13 protein-coding genes are annotated in these 17,200 nt (G+C 62.6%); 4 read left to right on the top strand and 9 right to left on the bottom strand.

Going from position 1 to position 17,200, the window contains the following annotated elements; all coding sequences use genetic code 11:
* Positions 1-268: 268 nt before the first annotated feature.
* Positions 269-808, bottom strand: coding sequence for a DUF2058 domain-containing protein (locus ACQKEK_RS17655; RefSeq protein WP_128119056.1), 540 nt, complete (start codon positions 806-808; stop codon positions 269-271).
* A gap of 107 nt (positions 809-915) precedes the next feature.
* Positions 916-1,746 (bottom strand): nucleoside triphosphate pyrophosphohydrolase, encoded by an 831-nt coding sequence (gene mazG, locus ACQKEK_RS17650; protein WP_499143874.1) that lies wholly within the window; start codon positions 1,744-1,746, stop codon positions 916-918.
* 377 nt (positions 1,747-2,123) lie between these two features.
* Between mazG and ACQKEK_RS17645 the strand changes: the two genes are divergently transcribed.
* Positions 2,124-2,333 carry a hypothetical protein gene (locus ACQKEK_RS17645; RefSeq protein WP_499143875.1) on the top strand — a complete coding sequence of 70 codons (210 nt, stop codon included), beginning with the start codon at positions 2,124-2,126 and terminating at the stop codon, positions 2,331-2,333.
* A gap of 113 nt (positions 2,334-2,446) precedes the next feature.
* On the opposite strand, the gene relA is transcribed toward ACQKEK_RS17645, so the two are convergent.
* The 3 genes from relA to cysM form a co-directional block, all read right to left on the bottom strand.
* Entirely contained in the window at positions 2,447-4,693 is a 2,247-nt protein-coding gene (relA, locus tag ACQKEK_RS17640) for a GTP diphosphokinase (RefSeq protein ID WP_128119054.1), read from the bottom strand.
* A gap of 101 nt (positions 4,694-4,794) precedes the next feature.
* Positions 4,795-6,150 (bottom strand): 23S rRNA (uracil(1939)-C(5))-methyltransferase RlmD, encoded by a 1,356-nt coding sequence (gene rlmD, locus ACQKEK_RS17635; RefSeq protein WP_499143876.1) that lies wholly within the window; start codon positions 6,148-6,150, stop codon positions 4,795-4,797.
* A gap of 33 nt (positions 6,151-6,183) precedes the next feature.
* Positions 6,184-7,086, bottom strand: coding sequence for a cysteine synthase CysM (gene cysM / locus ACQKEK_RS17630; RefSeq protein ID WP_045431684.1), 903 nt, complete (start codon positions 7,084-7,086; stop codon positions 6,184-6,186).
* A 284-nt stretch (positions 7,087-7,370) separates the two neighbouring features.
* Between cysM and ACQKEK_RS17625 the strand changes: the two genes are divergently transcribed.
* Positions 7,371-9,167 (top strand): gamma-glutamyltransferase family protein, encoded by a 1,797-nt coding sequence (locus ACQKEK_RS17625; RefSeq protein ID WP_499143877.1) that lies wholly within the window; start codon positions 7,371-7,373, stop codon positions 9,165-9,167.
* Between the two features lie 133 nt (positions 9,168-9,300).
* On the opposite strand, the gene ACQKEK_RS17620 is transcribed toward ACQKEK_RS17625, so the two are convergent.
* Together ACQKEK_RS17620 and ACQKEK_RS17615 are read right to left on the bottom strand one after the other, a co-directional pair.
* The gene (locus ACQKEK_RS17620) at positions 9,301-12,054 is read right to left on the bottom strand and encodes a response regulator (RefSeq protein WP_499143878.1); all 2,754 of its coding nucleotides are present in this window, start codon (positions 12,052-12,054) and stop codon (positions 9,301-9,303) included.
* Positions 12,055-12,179: 125 nt separating this feature from the next.
* Positions 12,180-12,806: a trimeric intracellular cation channel family protein gene (locus ACQKEK_RS17615; protein ID WP_499143879.1), complete on the bottom strand. Its 627-nt coding sequence runs from the start codon at positions 12,804-12,806 to the stop codon at positions 12,180-12,182.
* Positions 12,807-12,927: 121 nt separating this feature from the next.
* Between ACQKEK_RS17615 and ACQKEK_RS17610 the strand changes: the two genes are divergently transcribed.
* Entirely contained in the window at positions 12,928-13,830 is a 903-nt protein-coding gene (locus tag ACQKEK_RS17610; RefSeq protein WP_046162348.1) for an HTH-type transcriptional regulator ArgP, read from the top strand.
* Positions 13,831-14,003: 173 nt separating this feature from the next.
* Positions 14,004-14,717 carry a 4'-phosphopantetheinyl transferase family protein gene (locus ACQKEK_RS17605; protein WP_499143880.1) on the top strand — a complete coding sequence of 238 codons (714 nt, stop codon included), beginning with the start codon at positions 14,004-14,006 and terminating at the stop codon, positions 14,715-14,717.
* 124 nt (positions 14,718-14,841) lie between these two features.
* Here the strand turns inward: ACQKEK_RS17605 and ACQKEK_RS17600 are convergent, their stop codons facing one another.
* Positions 14,842-16,443 (bottom strand): ATP-binding protein, encoded by a 1,602-nt coding sequence (locus tag ACQKEK_RS17600; protein WP_499143881.1) that lies wholly within the window; start codon positions 16,441-16,443, stop codon positions 14,842-14,844.
* Positions 16,440-17,162, bottom strand: a complete 723-nt coding sequence (locus ACQKEK_RS17595; RefSeq protein ID WP_499143882.1) for a winged helix-turn-helix domain-containing protein — start codon at positions 17,160-17,162, stop codon at positions 16,440-16,442. Before ACQKEK_RS17595 ends, ACQKEK_RS17600 begins: the two co-directional genes overlap by 4 nt.
* Positions 17,163-17,200 lie beyond the last annotated feature (38 nt).

Genomic DNA, 17,200 nt, shown 5'->3' with positions numbered 1-17,200 from the left:
TGCCGCCCCCTTATTGTAGGAGCCAGCTTGCTGGCGATCCCGCACCCACGCAGTCATTTCTGATCGCGAGCAAGCTCGCTCCTACACGAGCGCCGACTCAGGCAGGGCGACTTACCGCATCAGATCAGCAGCAAGCTGATAAGTCTGCCGCCCCCTAATTGTAGGAGCCAGCTTGCTGGCGATCCCCGCACCCACGCAATCATTTCTGATCGCAAGCAAGCTCGCTCCTACACCTCGACGTTATGTGCGCTGATTTCAGGCAGGCTGGTTACCACATCAGATCGTCGGGGATCTGGTAAGCGGCGTAAGGATCATCGGCATCCGGCGCTTCGGTCTGAACATTGAGCTGCACGATGCGGCGCGGGTCGCGCTCCTGAATCTTCAGTGCCGCCTCACGCGGGATCACTTCATAACCGCCGCCATGGCGGACGATAGCCAGCGAGCCACTGGAGAGCTTGTCGCGCATCAGCTTGTTCACCGACAGGCGCTTGACCTTCTTGTCGTCGACGAAGTTGTAGTAGTCCTCGGTGGTCAACTTAGGCAAGCGGCTGCCTTCGATCAGTTGCTTGACCTGCGCGGTACGGGCCTTCTGTTCGGCTTTTTCCTGATGCTGACGGTTCAGCTCCTGGTCGCGGGCGAGTTTTTCGGCATGAGCCTTAAGTGCCGCATCGCGTTGCGAGGTGTCCTGTTCAGCCTGGCCTTTCTTCACCAGGCGCTGCTGTTTCTGCTGTTGCTTGCCGGCCTGCTTGGCCTGTTTTTCATTGACCAGTCCGGCTTTGAGCAGCTGATCGCGAAGGGAAAGACTCATGTGTCGGCTCGTCTCGTCGTGAATTCAAATTAGACGTAAGGGTGGATCAACAGGATCCACCTAGCGGGTTCGTGGCCCTGACAACTTCCACGATTACGCTCCGGCTATCAACCGCAGGTCGGTATCATTTCGGCTTTCTTGGCCTCGCCCCATAGCGCGTCGAGCTCTTCCAGGTCGCAATTTTCAATGGGCCGACCGCTATCCCGCAAGGCTTGTTCGATAAAGCGAAAGCGTCGCTCAAACTTGCGATTAGCCGCGCGCAATGCATTCTCCGGATCGACTTTCAGATGCCGCGCCAGATTGACCGTGACGAACAGCAAATCGCCGATTTCCTCTGCGATGGCCTCCGGGTCGTTCTCGCTCATGGCCTCGAGGACTTCGTCGAGTTCCTCACGCACCTTGTCCACCACCGGCAACGCGTCCGGCCAGTCGAAGCCGACCTGAGCGGTACGCTTCTGCAGCTTGGCAGCGCGACTCAAGGCGGGCAACGCGCTGGGCACATCATCAAGCAGTGACAGTTGCTCGGGCACTGCGGACTTCTCCGCACGTTCCTCGGCTTTAATCGCTTCCCAGCGCTGCTTGATCTGCGCTTCGTCGAGACGGGGCAACTCCGGCGAGCCGTAGAGATCGCCGTCAGGGAACACGTGCGGGTGCCGACGCAACAGCTTGCGGGTGATGCCATCAACGACTGCATCGAACTCGAAGCGGCCCTCCTCCTTCGCCAGTTGGCTGTAATAGACAACCTGGAACAGCAAGTCGCCCAGCTCACCCGGCAAATGATCGAAGTCACCGCTCTCGATGGCATCCGCCACCTCGTAGGCTTCTTCCAGCGTATGCGGCACGATGCTGGCGTAATCCTGCTGCAGATCCCAGGGGCAGCCATGCTGCGGATCACGCAGCCGGGCCATCAGGTGCAGAAGGTCATTGAGCTGGTACATGAGATTCCTCGGTGAAAGCCTGAGAGTGAAGCTGAGCCCATTGTAGGGTGGATGACGCTTCATCCATCCACCACGCACAGCCCCATAACGATTCAGGCCGGCCTTACATCTTCATGGCGGATGTAGAAAGCGACATCCACCCTGCGGTGCGCAATAGGCGTCTCGGTCAACTTTGTAAATCGACACTGGAGCCAATGTAGGATGGGCTGAGCTTGCGATACCCATGGGTGAGGCTCCAGATTGATGGGTATCGCTTCGCTCAACGCCATCCTACGGTGGATATTGGTGTGAGGCGTCGCGTCACGTAGGGTGGATGACACATCCCACATCCACTTGCGCTGTCCCATAACGATTTTCAGGCCGGCCCGGACATCCTCATGGTGGATGTGAAAAGCGACATCCACCCTACGGTCGGCCCACCTGAGAGCGTGCGTCCGGCCCCGAGCGTCGCGAGCGAAGAGCTGGCTAGGCGAAGCTCAACCGAAAAAGCGGAGTTGGCTGTTGCCAATGAGCATTTTTCGGTTGGGCTTCAACGTCAGATCGAGCGCAGCAGCTCAGATCAGATACCAAAACAAAAACAGACCTGACCGTCGCGAGCGAAGGCCAGACAAGGCGCAAGCTAGCTGAAAAAGCGGAGTTGGCTTCTGCCAATGAGCATTTTTCAGCAAGCTTGCAACGCCGTATGGCCGAGCGCAGCAGGTCAGGAGGTACGCTGGCGCTTGGCCTCGATGATATTGGGCAGCTGCGAGATTCGGCTGAGTAGTCGCCCCAGCGCATCCAGCCCAGGTATCTCAATGGTGAGCGTCATCTGCGCGGTGCTGTCTTCCTTGTTCGAGCGAGTGTTGACGGCCAGTACGTTGATCCGCTCGTTGAGCAGGATCTGCGAAACGTCACGCAGCAGGCCGGAACGGTCGTAGGCACGAATACTGATGTCTGCCGGATAGGTCTTTTCGGGGATCGGCCCCCAGCTGACCTGAATGATCCGCTCCGGCTCACGTCCGGACAGCTGCAACACCGAAGCGCAATCCTGGCGGTGGATGCTGACGCCTCGCCCGAGGGTGATGTAACCGACAATCGGATCGCCCGGCAGCGGCTGGCAGCAGCCCGCCATTTGCGTGAGCAGATTGCCGACACCCTGGATCTGCACGTCGCCGCGCTTGCCCGGTTTGGTGCTGGTGGGGCGCTTCGGGATCAACTCAAGCTGATCGTCGCTATGGCTATCCGGTTCCACCAGCTGCTGGGCATGATTGACCAACTGCGCCAGACGCAGGTCGCCAGCACCCAGCGCGGCGAACATGTCTTCAGCGGTCTTCAGGTTGGCTTTTTCCGCCAGTTTGTCGAAGTCCACCGGCGGCAGATCGAGGCGACCCAATTCGCGTTCCAGCAACGCCTTGCCGGCCGCGACGTTCTGGTCGCGCGCCTGCAGCTTGAACCAGTGGACGATCTTCGCCCGCGAGCGAGAGGTGGTGATGTAACCCAGGTTGGGGTTCAGCCAATCGCGGCTCGGCGAGCCGTGCTTGCTGGTGATGATCTCGACCTGCTCGCCGGTTTGCAGGCTGTAATTGAGCGGCACGATGCGCCCATTGATCTTGGCACCCCGGCAGTTGTGGCCGATCTCGGTGTGCACGCGGTAGGCGAAGTCCAGCGGTGTGGCGCCCTTGGGTAGATCGATGGCATGGCCGTCCGGGGTGAATACGTAGACGCGATCGGGTTCGATGTCGACGCGCAGCTGATCGGCCAGACCGCCAATATCACCCAGCTCTTCATGCCATTCGAGCACCTGACGCAGCCAGGAGATCTTTTCCTCGTAGTGGTTCGAGGTGCTCTTGACGTCGGTGCCCTTGTAACGCCAGTGCGCGCAAACGCCCAGCTCGGCTTCTTCGTGCATGGCCTGGGTGCGGATCTGCACTTCCAGCACCTTGCCTTCCGGCCCTAGCACCGCGGTATGCAACGAGCGGTAGCCGTTCTCCTTGGGGTTGGCGATGTAGTCGTCGAACTCCTTGGGGATATGCCGCCAAAGGGTATGCACGATACCCAGCGCGGTGTAGCAATCGCGAACCTCGGGCACCAGCACGCGAACGGCGCGAACGTCGTAGATCTGGCTGAATTGCAGGCCTTTCTTCTGCATCTTCCGCCAGATCGAATAGATGTGCTTGGCACGCCCGTCGATTTCGGGGTGGATCCCGGTGGCGGTCAGTTCGTCCTTGAGCTGCTGGACCACATTTTGGATGTACTGCTCACGATCCAGCCGGCGCTCATGCAGCAACTGAGCGATCTGCTTGTACTGCTCAGGCTCAAGGTAGCGGAAGGACAGGTCCTCCAGCTCCCACTTGATGTGACCGATGCCCAGGCGATGGGCCAGCGGTGCATAGATATCGAACACTTCCCGCGCGACGCGGTGGCGCTTGTCGTCATCGGCGTTCTTTACCGCGCGGATGGCGCAGGTCCGCTCGGCCAGCTTGATCAGCGCGACGCGAACGTCGTCGACCATTGCCACCAGCATCTTGCGCAGGTTTTCCACTTGGGTTTGTGTGCCCAGCACCAGCGACTCGCGCGGGTTGAGGCTGTCGCTGATGGCCGCCATGCGCAGCACACCCTCGATCAGCTTGGCCACCACCGGGCCGAAGTGCTGGTGCACCTCGGCCAGCTGGATCTTGCCTTCGCGCACGCCGCGATAGATCACTGCGGCTACCAGGCTGTCCTGGTCGAGCTTGAGGTCGGCGAGTATCTCGGCGATCTCAAGCCCGGTCTGGTAGCTGGAGGTGCCCTCGCTCCAAAGATTCTGTGCCGCGTTGGCCTGCTGTTCCGCCGTTCGGGCGAACTCGCAGGCCTGCTTGAGAGCGTCGCGGTCGAGTGCTGGGTCCATCCCCAGCACATGATCGAGCCAGCCATCGAGGTTGATGCTGCCGTCGGTGTTGATCGGCTGAAGCGCTCTGACCTGGACCATCTAATTTACCTTCCCTCTACGCATCATCTGCGTCGAATACGCCGGCTTTCTCGGAGCCGGTCGGTTGAACCACAGGCCGATCGCCTGTCAAAAAAACTGAACTACGCTGGCCGCTCGAAGAGTGCCATGGCCTCGACGTGCGCGGTTTGCGGAAACATGTCCAGCACGCCTGCTTGCTTCAATTGATAGCCCTGCCCGACCAACTCAGCGGCATCGCGCGCCAGCGTTGCAGGATTGCACGAAACATAGACCACGCGCCGTGCGCCTAAAGTCGCCATCTGCCGCACAATTTCCAACGCACCATCACGCGGCGGATCGAGCAGCACCGCCGCGAAGCCGCCTTTGGCCCACTGTGCCTCGATAAGCGGCTTCGACAGGTCCGCCTGATAAAAGTGCGCACTCTGAAGGCCGTTTTGCTCCGCATTGGTGCGCGCGCGCTCGACCATCTCGCCAACAGCTTCGATGGCCACCACTTCTGCACCCTTTCGAGCCAGCGGCAAGCTGAAGTTGCCCAGCCCGCAGAACAGGTCGAGCACCCGCTCGCCTGCTTCCGGTGCCAGCCATTCCAGGGCCTGCGCCACCATTGCCTCGTTGACCGGCGCGTTGACCTGGACAAAGTCGCCTGGTCGCCAGGCCAGTTTCAGATCCCATGCTGGCAAGCGGTAGCCCAACCTATACGCGGAGTCCAGGGGCTGCGCCGGACCCTCGCCTTGCAGCCAGAGCTGCACGTTCTGCTCATTCGCGAAGTCGACCAAACGCTTTAGATCGTCCGACCCCAGCGCAGCGGTATGGCGTACCAGCACCGCCTCGGCCGTCCCGCTGAACAACTCCAGATGCCCGATCACTTGCGGCTTGTCCAATGCATGCAACACGGCCAGTAAAGCCGGCAACAGCGTCTGCAAGGGTTGTACCAGCACCTGACATTCGTGAATGGCAACAATGTCCTGGCTGGCACTGGCGCGAAAACCGACGTCGAGCCGCCGCGCCTTGTTGTCCCAGCGCACCGCCAGCCGTGCGCGCCGGCGATAGCCGAACTCGGGGCCACTGAGCGGCGCCGCCCATTGCTGCGGCTCGATCGAGGCCACCCGGGACAATTGCTCGGCGAGGCTGCGCTGTTTCAGTTCGAGTTGATCGGCCGCGCTCAGGTGCTGCAGGTTGCAGCCTCCACAAACTCGCGCATGCGGGCACGGCTCGGCACGCCGCCGGTCGCTGGCAGCCAGCACTCGCTCGGTACGGGCTTCGACGATCTGGCTGCGGGCGTTCAGTACGCGCGCCTCGACGTCTTCCTCGGGCAAGGCCCCTTCGACGAACCAGGTGCGGTTATCGAGAAAGGCGATGCCGCGACCATCGTTCGCCAGCCGCTCAATGCTCAGCCGCTGCTTCTTGCCGGTCGGAACCTGAGGCTTCTTCTCGCCACCGCTAGGCTGGAAGCGCAAGCCACCACTGCGTTTGGCCATCAGCAAGTACCGCCTTCAACCGGCACGATAGGATCAATTGGGCTGGTCATAGACGCCTGTCGACAGGTAGCGATCGCCGCGGTCACAGATGATCGCAACGATCACCGCATTCTCGACTTCCTTGGACAGACGCAGCGCCGCCGCCACTGACCCGCCTGACGACACGCCGCAAAAGATGCCTTCCTCGCGGGCCAGGCGGCGCATGACGTGCTCGGCCTCGTCCTGCGCCATATCGACGATGCGGTCGACGCGTTCCGCCTGGTAGATCTTAGGCAGGTACTCCTGCGGCCAGCGGCGGATGCCGGGGATCGCGGCGCCTTCCATGGGCTGCAGACCGACGATCTGGATATCCGGATTCTGCTGCTTGAGGTAGCGAGAGACACCCATGATGGTGCCGGTGGTGCCCATCGAACTGACGAAATGGGTGATGCTGCCCTGAGTCTGCTGCCACAGTTCCGGCCCGGTACTGGTGAAGTGAGCCTCAGGATTGTCGCCGTTGGCGAACTGATCGAGCACCTTGCCGCGCCCTTCGGCAGCCATTTTCACCGCCAGGTCGCGAGCGCCTTCCATACCCTCTTCCTTGCTCACCAGAATCAGCTCGGCGCCATAGGCCGTCATGGCCGCCTTGCGCTCGGCACTGGAGTTGTCCGGCATGATCAGGATGAACCTGTAGCCCTTGATCGCCGCAGCCATGGCCAGGGCGATGCCGGTGTTGCCGGACGTGGCTTCGATCAGCGTATCGCCGGGCTTGATGTCGCCCCGCGCTTCGGCCCGCGCGATCATCGACAACGCGGGACGGTCTTTGACCGAGCCGGCCGGGTTGTTGCCTTCGAGTTTTACCAGGATCGTGTTACTGGTTTCGCCGGGCAGACGCTGCAGGCGAACCAGGGGCGTGTTGCCGACACAATCGGCGATGGTCGGGTACTGAATTGTCATGGCTTCGATGGACCGCACAGCCTTTGAGAGGCGCACATGATAGCGGCAACCATCGGCCACGGGCAGACCGCGCTACCCTCGTGTCGGTCTGGTGGGGGCACGAATCCGCTGCCGATGCGCCACACGCCGCACCCATTCGGCGAAGCAAGCAGACGAACGGCTCAGCACAATGAATGTACGAAGATTTTACCAACCGCAGCGATCAGGCTTGGCAAACCGGGGTCAGTGAACTAGCCCTGTAAACAGCTACACCTTTTTCCTTCCGCCCAGACAAGGAACATCCCATGCATGTCGGACGAGCCGCCCTGGTTCCCTCGATTCTGTTGTTCAGCCTCACCGCCTGCACGCAACCGGACGGCCCATCCAGCGAAGTCCCACCCGCCCCGGAAGCGTCCAGCGGCTACTCGGCCAAGCCAGGCTGGGCGCTGGAACGCTTTGCCGTTGCCGCTGCCAACCCGCTGGCGACCGAAGCCGGCTACGAAATGCTCAAGGCTGGCGGCAGCGCAATGGACGCCGCCGTGGCGGTACAGATGGTGTTGAGCCTGGTCGAGCCGCAATCCAGCGGGCTTGGCGGCGGTGCCTTTCTACTGCATTGGGATGGCGAACACATCGCCGCACTGGATGGCCGGGAGACCGCGCCGGCAGCGGTCGACGAACGACTGTTCCTGACTGCCGACGGCAAGCCGATGGCATTTCTCGATGCCGTCGTCGGTGGTCGTTCGGTGGGTGTGCCAGGCGTGGTGAGGATGCTTGAGCGCGCGCACGACCAGTACGGCAAGTTGCCTTGGAAAGCCTTGTTCCAACCAGCTATCGAACTTGCTGAAAACGGTTTCGAAATCAGCCCGCGCTTGTATGGCCTGCTGGTCAGCGATCCGGCCTTGCGCAAGGACCCGCGCGCCGCGGCGTTCTACTACCAGGACGATGGCGAGCCTCTACCGGTCGGCCATCGCTTGCGCAATCCGGCCCTCGCCGCGCTGCTCAAGGACATCGCCAAACGCGGCAGCGATGCGTTCTACACCGGCGCTAACGCCCGCTCGCTGGTCCTGCAGGTGAACACTCACCCGACCAACCCAGGCCGCATCAGTCTGAACGATCTCGAGGGATACCAGCCGCGTGAGCGGGACGCCATCTGCACCCTCTGGCAGAAGCGCTATCAGGTCTGCGGTTTCCCGCCGCCGTCGTCGGGCCACATTACGCAGATGCAGATCCTCGGCATGCTGGAACAGCTGCCAACGGTGCAGCCGCTCGATCGGGGCGTGCCTTCTGTCGAATTCCTGCATCGCTATACCGAGGCTTCACGACTGGCGTATGCCGACCGCGCCAAGTACCTGGCTGACCCGGATTTCGTGCCGGTACCGGGCCGCACCTGGAACAGCATGCTTGCACCGAGCTATCTCAAGCAGCGTGCCGCAATGATCGGCCCGCGCAGCATGGGCACTGCCGAAGCAGGCGAACCCGGAGAAATGCCGATTGTGTTTGCCCCGCAGGCGGCACAACCGGAGTACGGCACCAGCCATATCAGCATCGTCGACGCCGAAGGCAACGCGCTGGCGATGACCACAACCATCGAGCAAGCCTTCGGCTCACGTCTGCTCAACGATGGCGGCACCGGCCTCCCCGGCGGCTACCTGTTGAACAACGAACTCACCGACTTTGCCTTCGAACCCTACGACGCTTTTGGTCGGCAGGTGGCCAACCGGGTCGAGCCGAACAAGCGCCCACGCTCGAGCATGAGCCCGACGCTGGTATTCGACGTCACCGGCGAGCAGTTTCTGGCGAGCCTCGGCTCCCCTGGCGGCGCCGCGATCATCCACTTCACCGCGAAGACCCTGCTGGGCATGTATGACTGGGGTCTGGATGCGCAACGAGCAATCGACCTGCCCAACTTCGGCAGCTTCAACGGCCCGACGGTGCTCGAAGCAGGACGCTTTCCGGCTAGCACCGTACAGGCCCTGAAAGCACGCGGCCATGAGGTCAACGAGACGGAAATGACCAGCGGGCTTCAAGCTATTCAACGCACCGACAGCGGCTGGTTCGGCGGTGCCGACCCGCGCCGCGAAGGTGTGGTGATGGGCGAGTAACGCCTCGGCGAATGCCAGCCATCAGGTAGCCCTGCGGCTAGCATCCGCCGCGGTCGCGGCCCTACAGGTTCGAGTGCTTGGTGGACTTCACCGCCGGAGGGGCCCTCTGGGTAGTGCACGGACGACGTCTGCGCTAGACCACCCGCGCCTCAATCTCCAGCCGCTCGATAGCGCTGTCCAGCTCATCCAGAGCCTGGGCCGCGCTTGGGTGATTCTGCTTGAGTAATGTTTCGCTGCGCTCGCAGGCCGCCCGCAGCTGCGGGACTCCGCAATAGCGGGTAGCGCCGTGCAATCGGTGCACACGGTCGATGGTGGCCTGTCGGTCATTGGCCAGACGCGACTCGCGGATCACCCGGCGATCATCCTCCAGCGAGGCCAGCAGCATGCTCAGCATGTCCGCTGCCAGATCAGCTTTGCCAGCGGCCAAGCGCAATCCCTCTTCCGCATCGAGCACTTTGAGGTTGTTTTCCGGCGTCTGTGTCTCGAGGGGGGCTGCGACAAAGCTGCGCGCCAGCGGTAGGCCGGTCCACTTCAAGATCACCTGGGCCAGCTGCCGCTCGCTGATCGGCTTGGTCAGGTAATCGTCGAGACCGCTTTGCAAGAGCGAGCGCTTTTCGTTGGACAGCGCGTGAGCGGTGAGCGCGACGATCGGCATGGGTGGCTGCGCGCTGTCGTCCTCCCAGCGACGAATCGCCTCGGTGGTCTGGCGTCCGTCCATGCCAGGCATCTGCACGTCCATGAACACCAGATCGAAGGGCTTGTGCTTGACCGCCTCCAATGCTTCGGCGCCGCTGCTTACCGCTTCGACTTCACCGCCCATGTCGGTCAGCAAGGTTTCCAGCAGCAGCAGGTTGGCCGGGTTGTCATCGACACACAGCACCCGTGGCGGTCGGGTTTCCGGCACAGCGATGTTCTCGATCATGGTCTGTGGCGGGCGCAGCAGATCGAGCAGCACTCGCTGCAACTTGCGCGTACAGGCCGGCTTGCTTTGCAGCTGGGCATGGGTGTGCGATTCGGGCAACGCCTCGTGATATTGCGCCTGCTCGCTGGTCGGGCAAAGCACGATGCATTTGCAGCCCAGCCCTTCGAACTCCCAGAGCCGCAGGCATAGCTGTTGCGGTGCGATTTCTCGATGGGTCACGCCGAGCACGGCTATTTCGATCGGTTTATCGCTGGTATGCGCCTCGAACACCGCCGCCTGCAGCTGATCCAGGCTGTCGAACGGCAACACCTCCATGCCGCAGCTTTCCAGCTGATGCTGCAAGGCCTGACGTGTCAGTGGATGCTGTTCAAGCAAACCGACCTTGCGCCCGAGCAGCGCTGCTCGCGGCAGATCCTCGATATCGTCACGCGCTTTGGGCAGGCTCAGGCTGATCCAGAACTCGGAGCCCTCTTCCGGGATGCTGTCGACCCCGATTTCTCCGCCCATCTGCTCGATCAGCCGCTTGGAAATCACCAGCCCGAGGCCGGTACCGCCGGGTTGGCGCGACAGCGAATTGTCCGCCTGGCTGAACGCCTGGAACAAGGCACGCAGGTCCTGATCGGTCAGACCGATGCCGGTGTCCTGCACGCTGATGCGCAGCTGCGCACGGTCGGAGCGCTCATCCTCGACCATCGCACGGACGATGACGGTGCCTTCATTGGTGAACTTGATGGCGTTGCTGACCAGGTTGGTCAGGACCTGCTTGAGCCGCAGCGGGTCGCCGACCAGGGATAGCGGCGTGTCGCGGTAGACCAGGCTAACCAGCTCCAGATGCTTCTGGTGCGCCGCAGGGCCGAGGATGGTCAGGGTGTCCTCGATCAAATCGCGCAAATTGAACGGGATGTTGTCGAGGACCAGCTTGCCAGCCTCGATCTTCGAGAAGTCGAGGATCTCGTTGATGATCCCGAGCAGGCTGTCAGCAGATTTTTCGATGGTCGACAAGTAGTCCTGCTGGCGTGGCGTCAGGTCGCTTTTCTGCAGCAGATGGGTAAAGCCGAGGATGCCGTTGAGCGGCGTGCGGATTTCGTGGCTCATGTTGGCCAGGAACTCGGACTTGATCCGACTGGCCTCCAGCGCTTCCTTACGCGCCAGGTCCAGCTCGATGTTCTGGATCTCGATGGTCTCGAGGTTCTGCTGCACGTCTTCGGTGGCCTGGTCGATGCTCTGTTGCAATTCTTCACGAGCGGCCAGCAAGGCTTCGGCCATACGGTTGATGCCTGCCGCCACTTCGTCCATTTCATGGCTGCCGAGCGCTGGCAAACGAGTCTCCAGGTGACCGTCCTTGAGCTGCGCCACGGCCACCTTGACCCTGTGCAGCGGCTTGCTGATTGCCGTACTCATGCGCAGCGCCAGCAGCGCAGTAATGATCAGCCCTGCGCCAATCAGCAACAGGCTGGCAAACAGGCTGCGGTAACCGCGCAGCAGCGTGCCCTGGTGCGACAGCTCCAATTCCAGCCAGCCAATCAGGCGGAGGTCGTTGTCGGGATTGTCTTCGGCGAGATTCAGATGCTTGCCAAGCACCGGCAGGAGGATGCGCGTGGTGTCGACGCTGCTGACCTGAGTCAGCGCTTCGGGGTCGGTTGGCGGCGACGGGGTGATCATGTTTGGCCCGGCATGGGCCTGCAGATTGCGCTCGGCATCGAGGATGGAGACCGCACGCACGTCAGGCTGATCCAGCACCTGATTGAGAATACGCTGCAGCCGCTTGCCGTAGCCCTGCGCCATGGCCGGCGCCGCCAACGGCGCCAACTGCTCGGCGATCAGCTGGCCGCGCGCATCGAGCTGATGGCGCATCTCCGACAGCTGCATCCAGGTGAAGTAGATGCCCAGCGCCACGGCTAGCACCGTGCTGGGCAACAAGATCAGCACCAGCACCCGACTCTTTATTCCTAGGTCTTTCAGCACGGTTCCATTCCCCTGGTGGCCAGTGCGCTAGTGTAGCGGCTCGAACGGCGGGAATCTGCGTTGCAAGACAAATGCATGCCAGGCAGAACCAGGCGTGTTCCGATTGGGCGCCTAGCGTAGCGGACTCAGTCCAGCCCGCGGATATCGCGCTCCTGGAAGTGCGGCAGCTGCCACTGGAAGGTCATCGCCAGCACCCGGAACAGGAAGCCCGCACAGAGCGTGGCCAGCGAGCCGATGGACGTGTCGATCCCGAGCCAGAGCAACGTCACGTAGAGCACGCCAGTGAACAGCGCCACCGTGGCATAGAGCTCGCGCCGCAACACCATCGGCACCCGGTTGCAGAGAATGTCGCGCAGCAGTCCGCCAAACACGCCGGTGATGACCCCCGCCAGCACGACGATCGAAAGGTGCGCGCCCATGTCCAGGGCCACGCCGCAACCGATCACAGTAAAGGCCACCAGGCCCAAGCCGTCGACCAGCAGAAACACCTGCCGCAAGTGATGCATGTGCCGCGCGACCAGGGCGGTGACGATGGCCGCGCCCACGGTGAAACCAAGGTACTCGGGGTGGGCGATCCAGCCGATCGGGTAATGCCCCAGCAGCACATCGCGCGCCGTGCCGCCGCCCAGCGCTGTCACCGTGCCGAGCATGCAGATACCGAACAGATCCATGCCGCGGCGCATGCCCATGATGGCGCCAGACATGGCTTCAGCCGTGATGGCAACAAGGTAGATGATGTGTAACAGGGTCACGGCGCGCTCCAAGTGGGCATAAAGCTGAAAGGCGCGCGATTATGGGGCACACTCCTGTTTAATCGGTGTGGCTAAGTAAATTTAGGCTATACCAATATTTACTTAATCTGAGTTGCAGCTCTTGATTCTCGACCCCAAGCAGACCGAAGCCTTCCGCACCGTGATCAAGACGGGCAGTTTCGAGCAAGCGGCCCTGCGCCTGCACCTGACACCGCCTGCGATATCGCAGCGGGTGCGCGCCTTGGAAAGTACCTTGGGCAGCGCGCTGGTTGTACGTAGCCGGCCTTGCCGCCCAACAGAAACCGGTCAGCGGTTGATGCAATACCTCAAGCGCGCCACGCTGCTGGAAGCGGATCTGATGGCAGAGCTTGCCGAACGTAGCGATGCCCCGCTGGTGGTCGTCGCGGCGCTCAATGCCGACAGTCTTGGTACCTGGTTCTTTCCAGCTCTAGCCGAGGTGCTGATCAAGGAACGCGTACTGTTGGACCTCACCGTCGAAGATCAGGACCACACCTACAGCCTGCTGGAAACCGGCCTTGCCATCGGCTGTATTAGCACCGAACCCAAGCCCATGCGCGGCTGCACGGCCAGCCCGCTGGGGAGCATGCGCTATCGCCTGGTGGCGTCCGCCGCCTTTCGGCAGCAGTACTTTCCCAACGGCCTGAACCGCAATGCCGCGCGCAAGGCGCCAGTGGTCGCCTACACCAACAAGGACCGTCTCACCTCTTCGTTCCTACTGCGGCAGCTGGGCCTGCCCGAGGGCGCCTACCCTTGCCACTACGTGCCTGGCGCCGAGCCACGCTTCAATGCGATCCGCTACGGGCTGGGCTACGGCATGGTGCCGCAGCCGTTGCTGCAGGATGCACTGGCCGAGGGCATCGTGGTCGACCTGGCGGTGGACGCGCCGCTTGACATCTCACTGTACTGGCACACCTGGAAGGTGCAGTCGCCGCGCATGGAAAGCCTGTCCCGCCAGATCATCGAAGCGGCGCCGAAAATCCTTGCGCGGCCCGAGGGGGCTTGATGAATGATTACCCGTCGATGTGTCCTGGTTCGCGAGCAGGCACGCTCCTACCTAAACGTGTGGCGTTAACCTGGCCCGCATCGGTGCGATGCTGGCGCGCGAAGCGTCCCATCTACAAGGGAAGTGCATCGTCGGGACTGCGCCGGGTCCGGCCCTGAGGCAAACTAACGCCCATGACTTCTACTCTTTATCACCCGGCCTGCTGCTCGCCCCTGAGCGATCACTGGCCGCTGCCGCTCGCCTTGCCCGGCGTGCAGTTGATCAGCACCCGCTTCGACCCCGCCCTGCTCGACCCCGAGGACTTCACCCGCTGCGGCGTGCCGGGCATGACAGCGGTGAGCAAGCGCCAGACCGAATTTCTTGCCGGCCGTCTATGCGCTTGCGAAGCCTTGCGCCGCGCGACCGGCGCACCGTGCATTCCCGCTGTAAACGATGACCGCTCGCCCTGTTGGCCTGCCGGGGTGGTCGGTTCGATCACCCATGGCGCTGGCTGGGCTGCGGCCGCAGTGGCGCGACGCGAGCAATGGCGCGGCATCGGCCTGGACGTAGAGAAGCAGATCCCCACCACACGGGCCGACCGCCTGGTCGCTGAAATCCTCACCCCATACGAATTGGAAGGTTACGCCGCCCTCGACGAGACCCAGCGCGCCCTGCGCGTCACCCTGACCTTCTCCCTCAAGGAAAGCCTGTTCAAGGCGCTCTACCCGCTGGTGAACAAGCGCTTTTATTTTCAGGAAGCCGAACTGATTCATCACGACAGCAGCGGCTACGCCCGCCTGCGCCTGCTTACTGATTTATCCGGAGACTGGAAGACCGGCGCTGAGCTGGATGGCCAGTTCGTCCAATTCGATGACTACCTGCTAAGTCTTGTAAGCATTGCGGCCTGATCTTCACAGCCAAGCGCAAACCCATCGCGGGTAGCCGCAATCCGACTCGTGAGGCTAATGCTTGCTCAGCCCAGTGTGGGGAACCCAACGACCTTTCAGTGAGAGCGCGGCGCTGCCCCAACGCCTACTTCACCCGCTTGCGCGGCCAGACCAGGGTGAAACGCGCACCGCCCAGCTCGCTGTGTCCAATCTGCGACCGACCGCCGTGCCAGTACGTAATCCGCCGGACGATGGACAGGCCTAAACCATGCCCGCCGGAAGCACGGGTGCGGCTGTCATCCAGGCGCAGGAAAGGTGCAAAAACCTTCTCCCACGCTTCCTCGGGTACGCCTGGGCCGTCATCGTCGACCACCAACTTCGCCCGGTCGGCATCGATGACGAAGCTGACCTCAACCCGCGTTTCGGCGTGGCGCATGGCATTGCTGATCAGATTGCTCAAGGCGCGGCGCATGTAGTGTGGCTCGGCATCGACCACGCTGCTCCCGTCCGGGGCCGGCTTACAGGGCCCGCGCTCGACCAACACCGCCGGGCGCAAAGGCGCTAGCTCCCCGATGACCTGATCGACCAGCGCGCTCAAGTCGACCGATTGGAACGTCAGCTCCGGCGATCCACGCTCGAGGCGCGTGTAGACCAGCATCTCGTCCACCAGTCGATCCAGATCATCGATGTCGCCGTCCATGTCTTCCAGATAGCGGTGGCGTGCTTCCGGCGTCTGCGCCGAGCCGGCCATCTCCAGGCCGAAACGCAACCGGGCGACCGGCGTTCGCAGCTCATGGGCCACCGCGCTGACCATCTCCCGCTGCACCGCGAGCAAGCGCTGCAGATGAGTGGCCATGCCATTGAAGGCCTTGGCCAATCGCCCCACCGAATCGGTACCGGCATCCGGCACGCGCGCTTCCAGCTGGCCGGTCGCGATGCGCGTGGCAGCGCGCTCGACGCTTCGCAGACGCCGCTCCAGCTGGCGCACCAGCAGATACACCGTCAGCCCGATCAGCGACAGGCCCAGCACACCGATCAAAATCAGCAGCTCGGGCGGATAGGGATTGAGCTGACGCAGCGGCCCCAACGACATGATCCAAGGGGTTCCGGCAATTGCTGCGAACACCCGGATGGCCTCGCCGCCGTTGACCAGTGCCATCACCGTGTCGCCTTCGTCCAGCCGGCGCCGCTGATCATCATCGAGACTGGCGCTGTCGCGGGTCAGCAGTTCCAGCGGATAGCCGAAACCGCGCGCTTCCTTCAGTTCGGCCAGGCGCTGGGGTTGCTCGGCTTCGGGATAACGGATCAGCTCATCGATCAATAGATAGATGGTTGCGCGTGCCAGCTGCTCGCTGAGCTGCTCGACCTCGCCCGTCAGCGCCAGACGGTCTTCAGCGCTGACCAAGGAATAGATCGTCACACTGCCAGGGCGGATCTGCTCCACCAGAACCTGGCCGCGCAGCAGTCGCGTCTCCAGGCCGCTCTCGAGCCTGATGTCCTCCAGGGTTCGCACGCGCAGCGGTATGCCCAGCAGCCGCCCCCAGAGGTTCGCCGCCTGGCGCCGTTCAATGGGCGTCATGCTGCTCATGTTGTGCGCCATCAGGCGAAAGGTACCGGCCGCCAGCGCCTCGCGATGCTGATCGGCCCGGACCTCATTGAGCAGATGCAGACCACCCGCGCCCAGCAACCCCACCAGCACCAGCACGGCGAGCATGCCGCCGTAGATGCGCAGGAAGATCGAATTCACTGCAGCGCTTCAGCCGCTTCGGAGACGAACAGGTAGCCCTTGCCCCGCACTGTCTTGATCAGCCGTGGGTGATCGGGGTCGTCACCAATCTTCGGGCGGATGCGCGATATACGCACATCAATGGAACGGTCCTGGCCGTCGTATTCGATGCCGCGCAGTTCAGAAAAGATCTGTTCGCGGGACATGATCCGTCCCGGGTTGGATGTCAGCAGCCACAGCAGGTCGAACTCCGCGCCGGTCAGCTCAATGCCCTCCCCGCGCAACCAGGCCTCGCGCAACGCGTTGTCGACCACCAATGGGCCGTACTGGACGCGTTTCCCACCCACAGCCGACGGAGCCTCTGCCCCTTCACGCCGCCGCAGCAAGGCCCGGATGCGCGCCAGCAGCAACCGCGGCCGCACGGGCTTGCAAACGTAGTCGTCAGCACCGATTTCCAGGCCGAGTACCTGATCGAGGTCGTCGGCGCGCGCGGTGAGCATCAGGATCGGCCCGTCATAGCGATCGCGCACTTTGCGGCAGATAGACAGCCCATCTTCGCCGGGCAGCATCAGGTCGAGCACCACCAGATCGGGACGCTCGTTAATGATGCGTTCGGCCGCCTGGGCGCCGTCCGCCTCAATGGAGACCTGCATGCCGTTACCCTCAAGATACTCACGGGTCAGCTCGGCCAACCGCTGGTCATCTTCGACAATCAGGATGTTCCAAGACTCTTGATCCACCACGCGCCCTCCCGAGACACCGGCCGGCATTGTAGCGC

This window comes from Pseudomonas sp. NPDC077408, from assembly GCF_050269105.1.
Taxonomy (GTDB): domain Bacteria; phylum Pseudomonadota; class Gammaproteobacteria; order Pseudomonadales; family Pseudomonadaceae; genus Stutzerimonas.
The sequence above is the reverse complement of the archived record's forward strand: the minus strand, read 5'-3'. Positions and strand labels throughout refer to the sequence as shown.

Bases quoted from the DNA above. Each gene is read 5' to 3' on its own strand.
- ACQKEK_RS17655 (WP_128119056.1), bottom strand. From the start codon at position 808: ATGAGTCTTTCCCTTCGCGATCAGCTGCTCAAAGCCGGACTGGTCAAT.
- mazG (WP_499143874.1), bottom strand. From the start codon at position 1,746: ATGTACCAGCTCAATGACCTTCTGCACCTGATGGCCCGGCTGCGTGAT.
- ACQKEK_RS17645 (WP_499143875.1), top strand. From the start codon at position 2,124: ATGGTGGATGTGAAAAGCGACATCCACCCTACGGTCGGCCCACCTGAG.
- relA (WP_128119054.1), bottom strand. From the start codon at position 4,693: ATGGTCCAGGTCAGAGCGCTTCAGCCGATCAACACCGACGGCAGCATC.
- rlmD (WP_499143876.1), bottom strand. From the start codon at position 6,150: ATGGCCAAACGCAGTGGTGGCTTGCGCTTCCAGCCTAGCGGTGGCGAG.
- cysM (WP_045431684.1), bottom strand. From the start codon at position 7,086: ATGACAATTCAGTACCCGACCATCGCCGATTGTGTCGGCAACACGCCC.
- ACQKEK_RS17625 (WP_499143877.1), top strand. From the start codon at position 7,371: ATGCATGTCGGACGAGCCGCCCTGGTTCCCTCGATTCTGTTGTTCAGC.
- ACQKEK_RS17605 (WP_499143880.1), top strand. From the start codon at position 14,004: ATGACTTCTACTCTTTATCACCCGGCCTGCTGCTCGCCCCTGAGCGAT.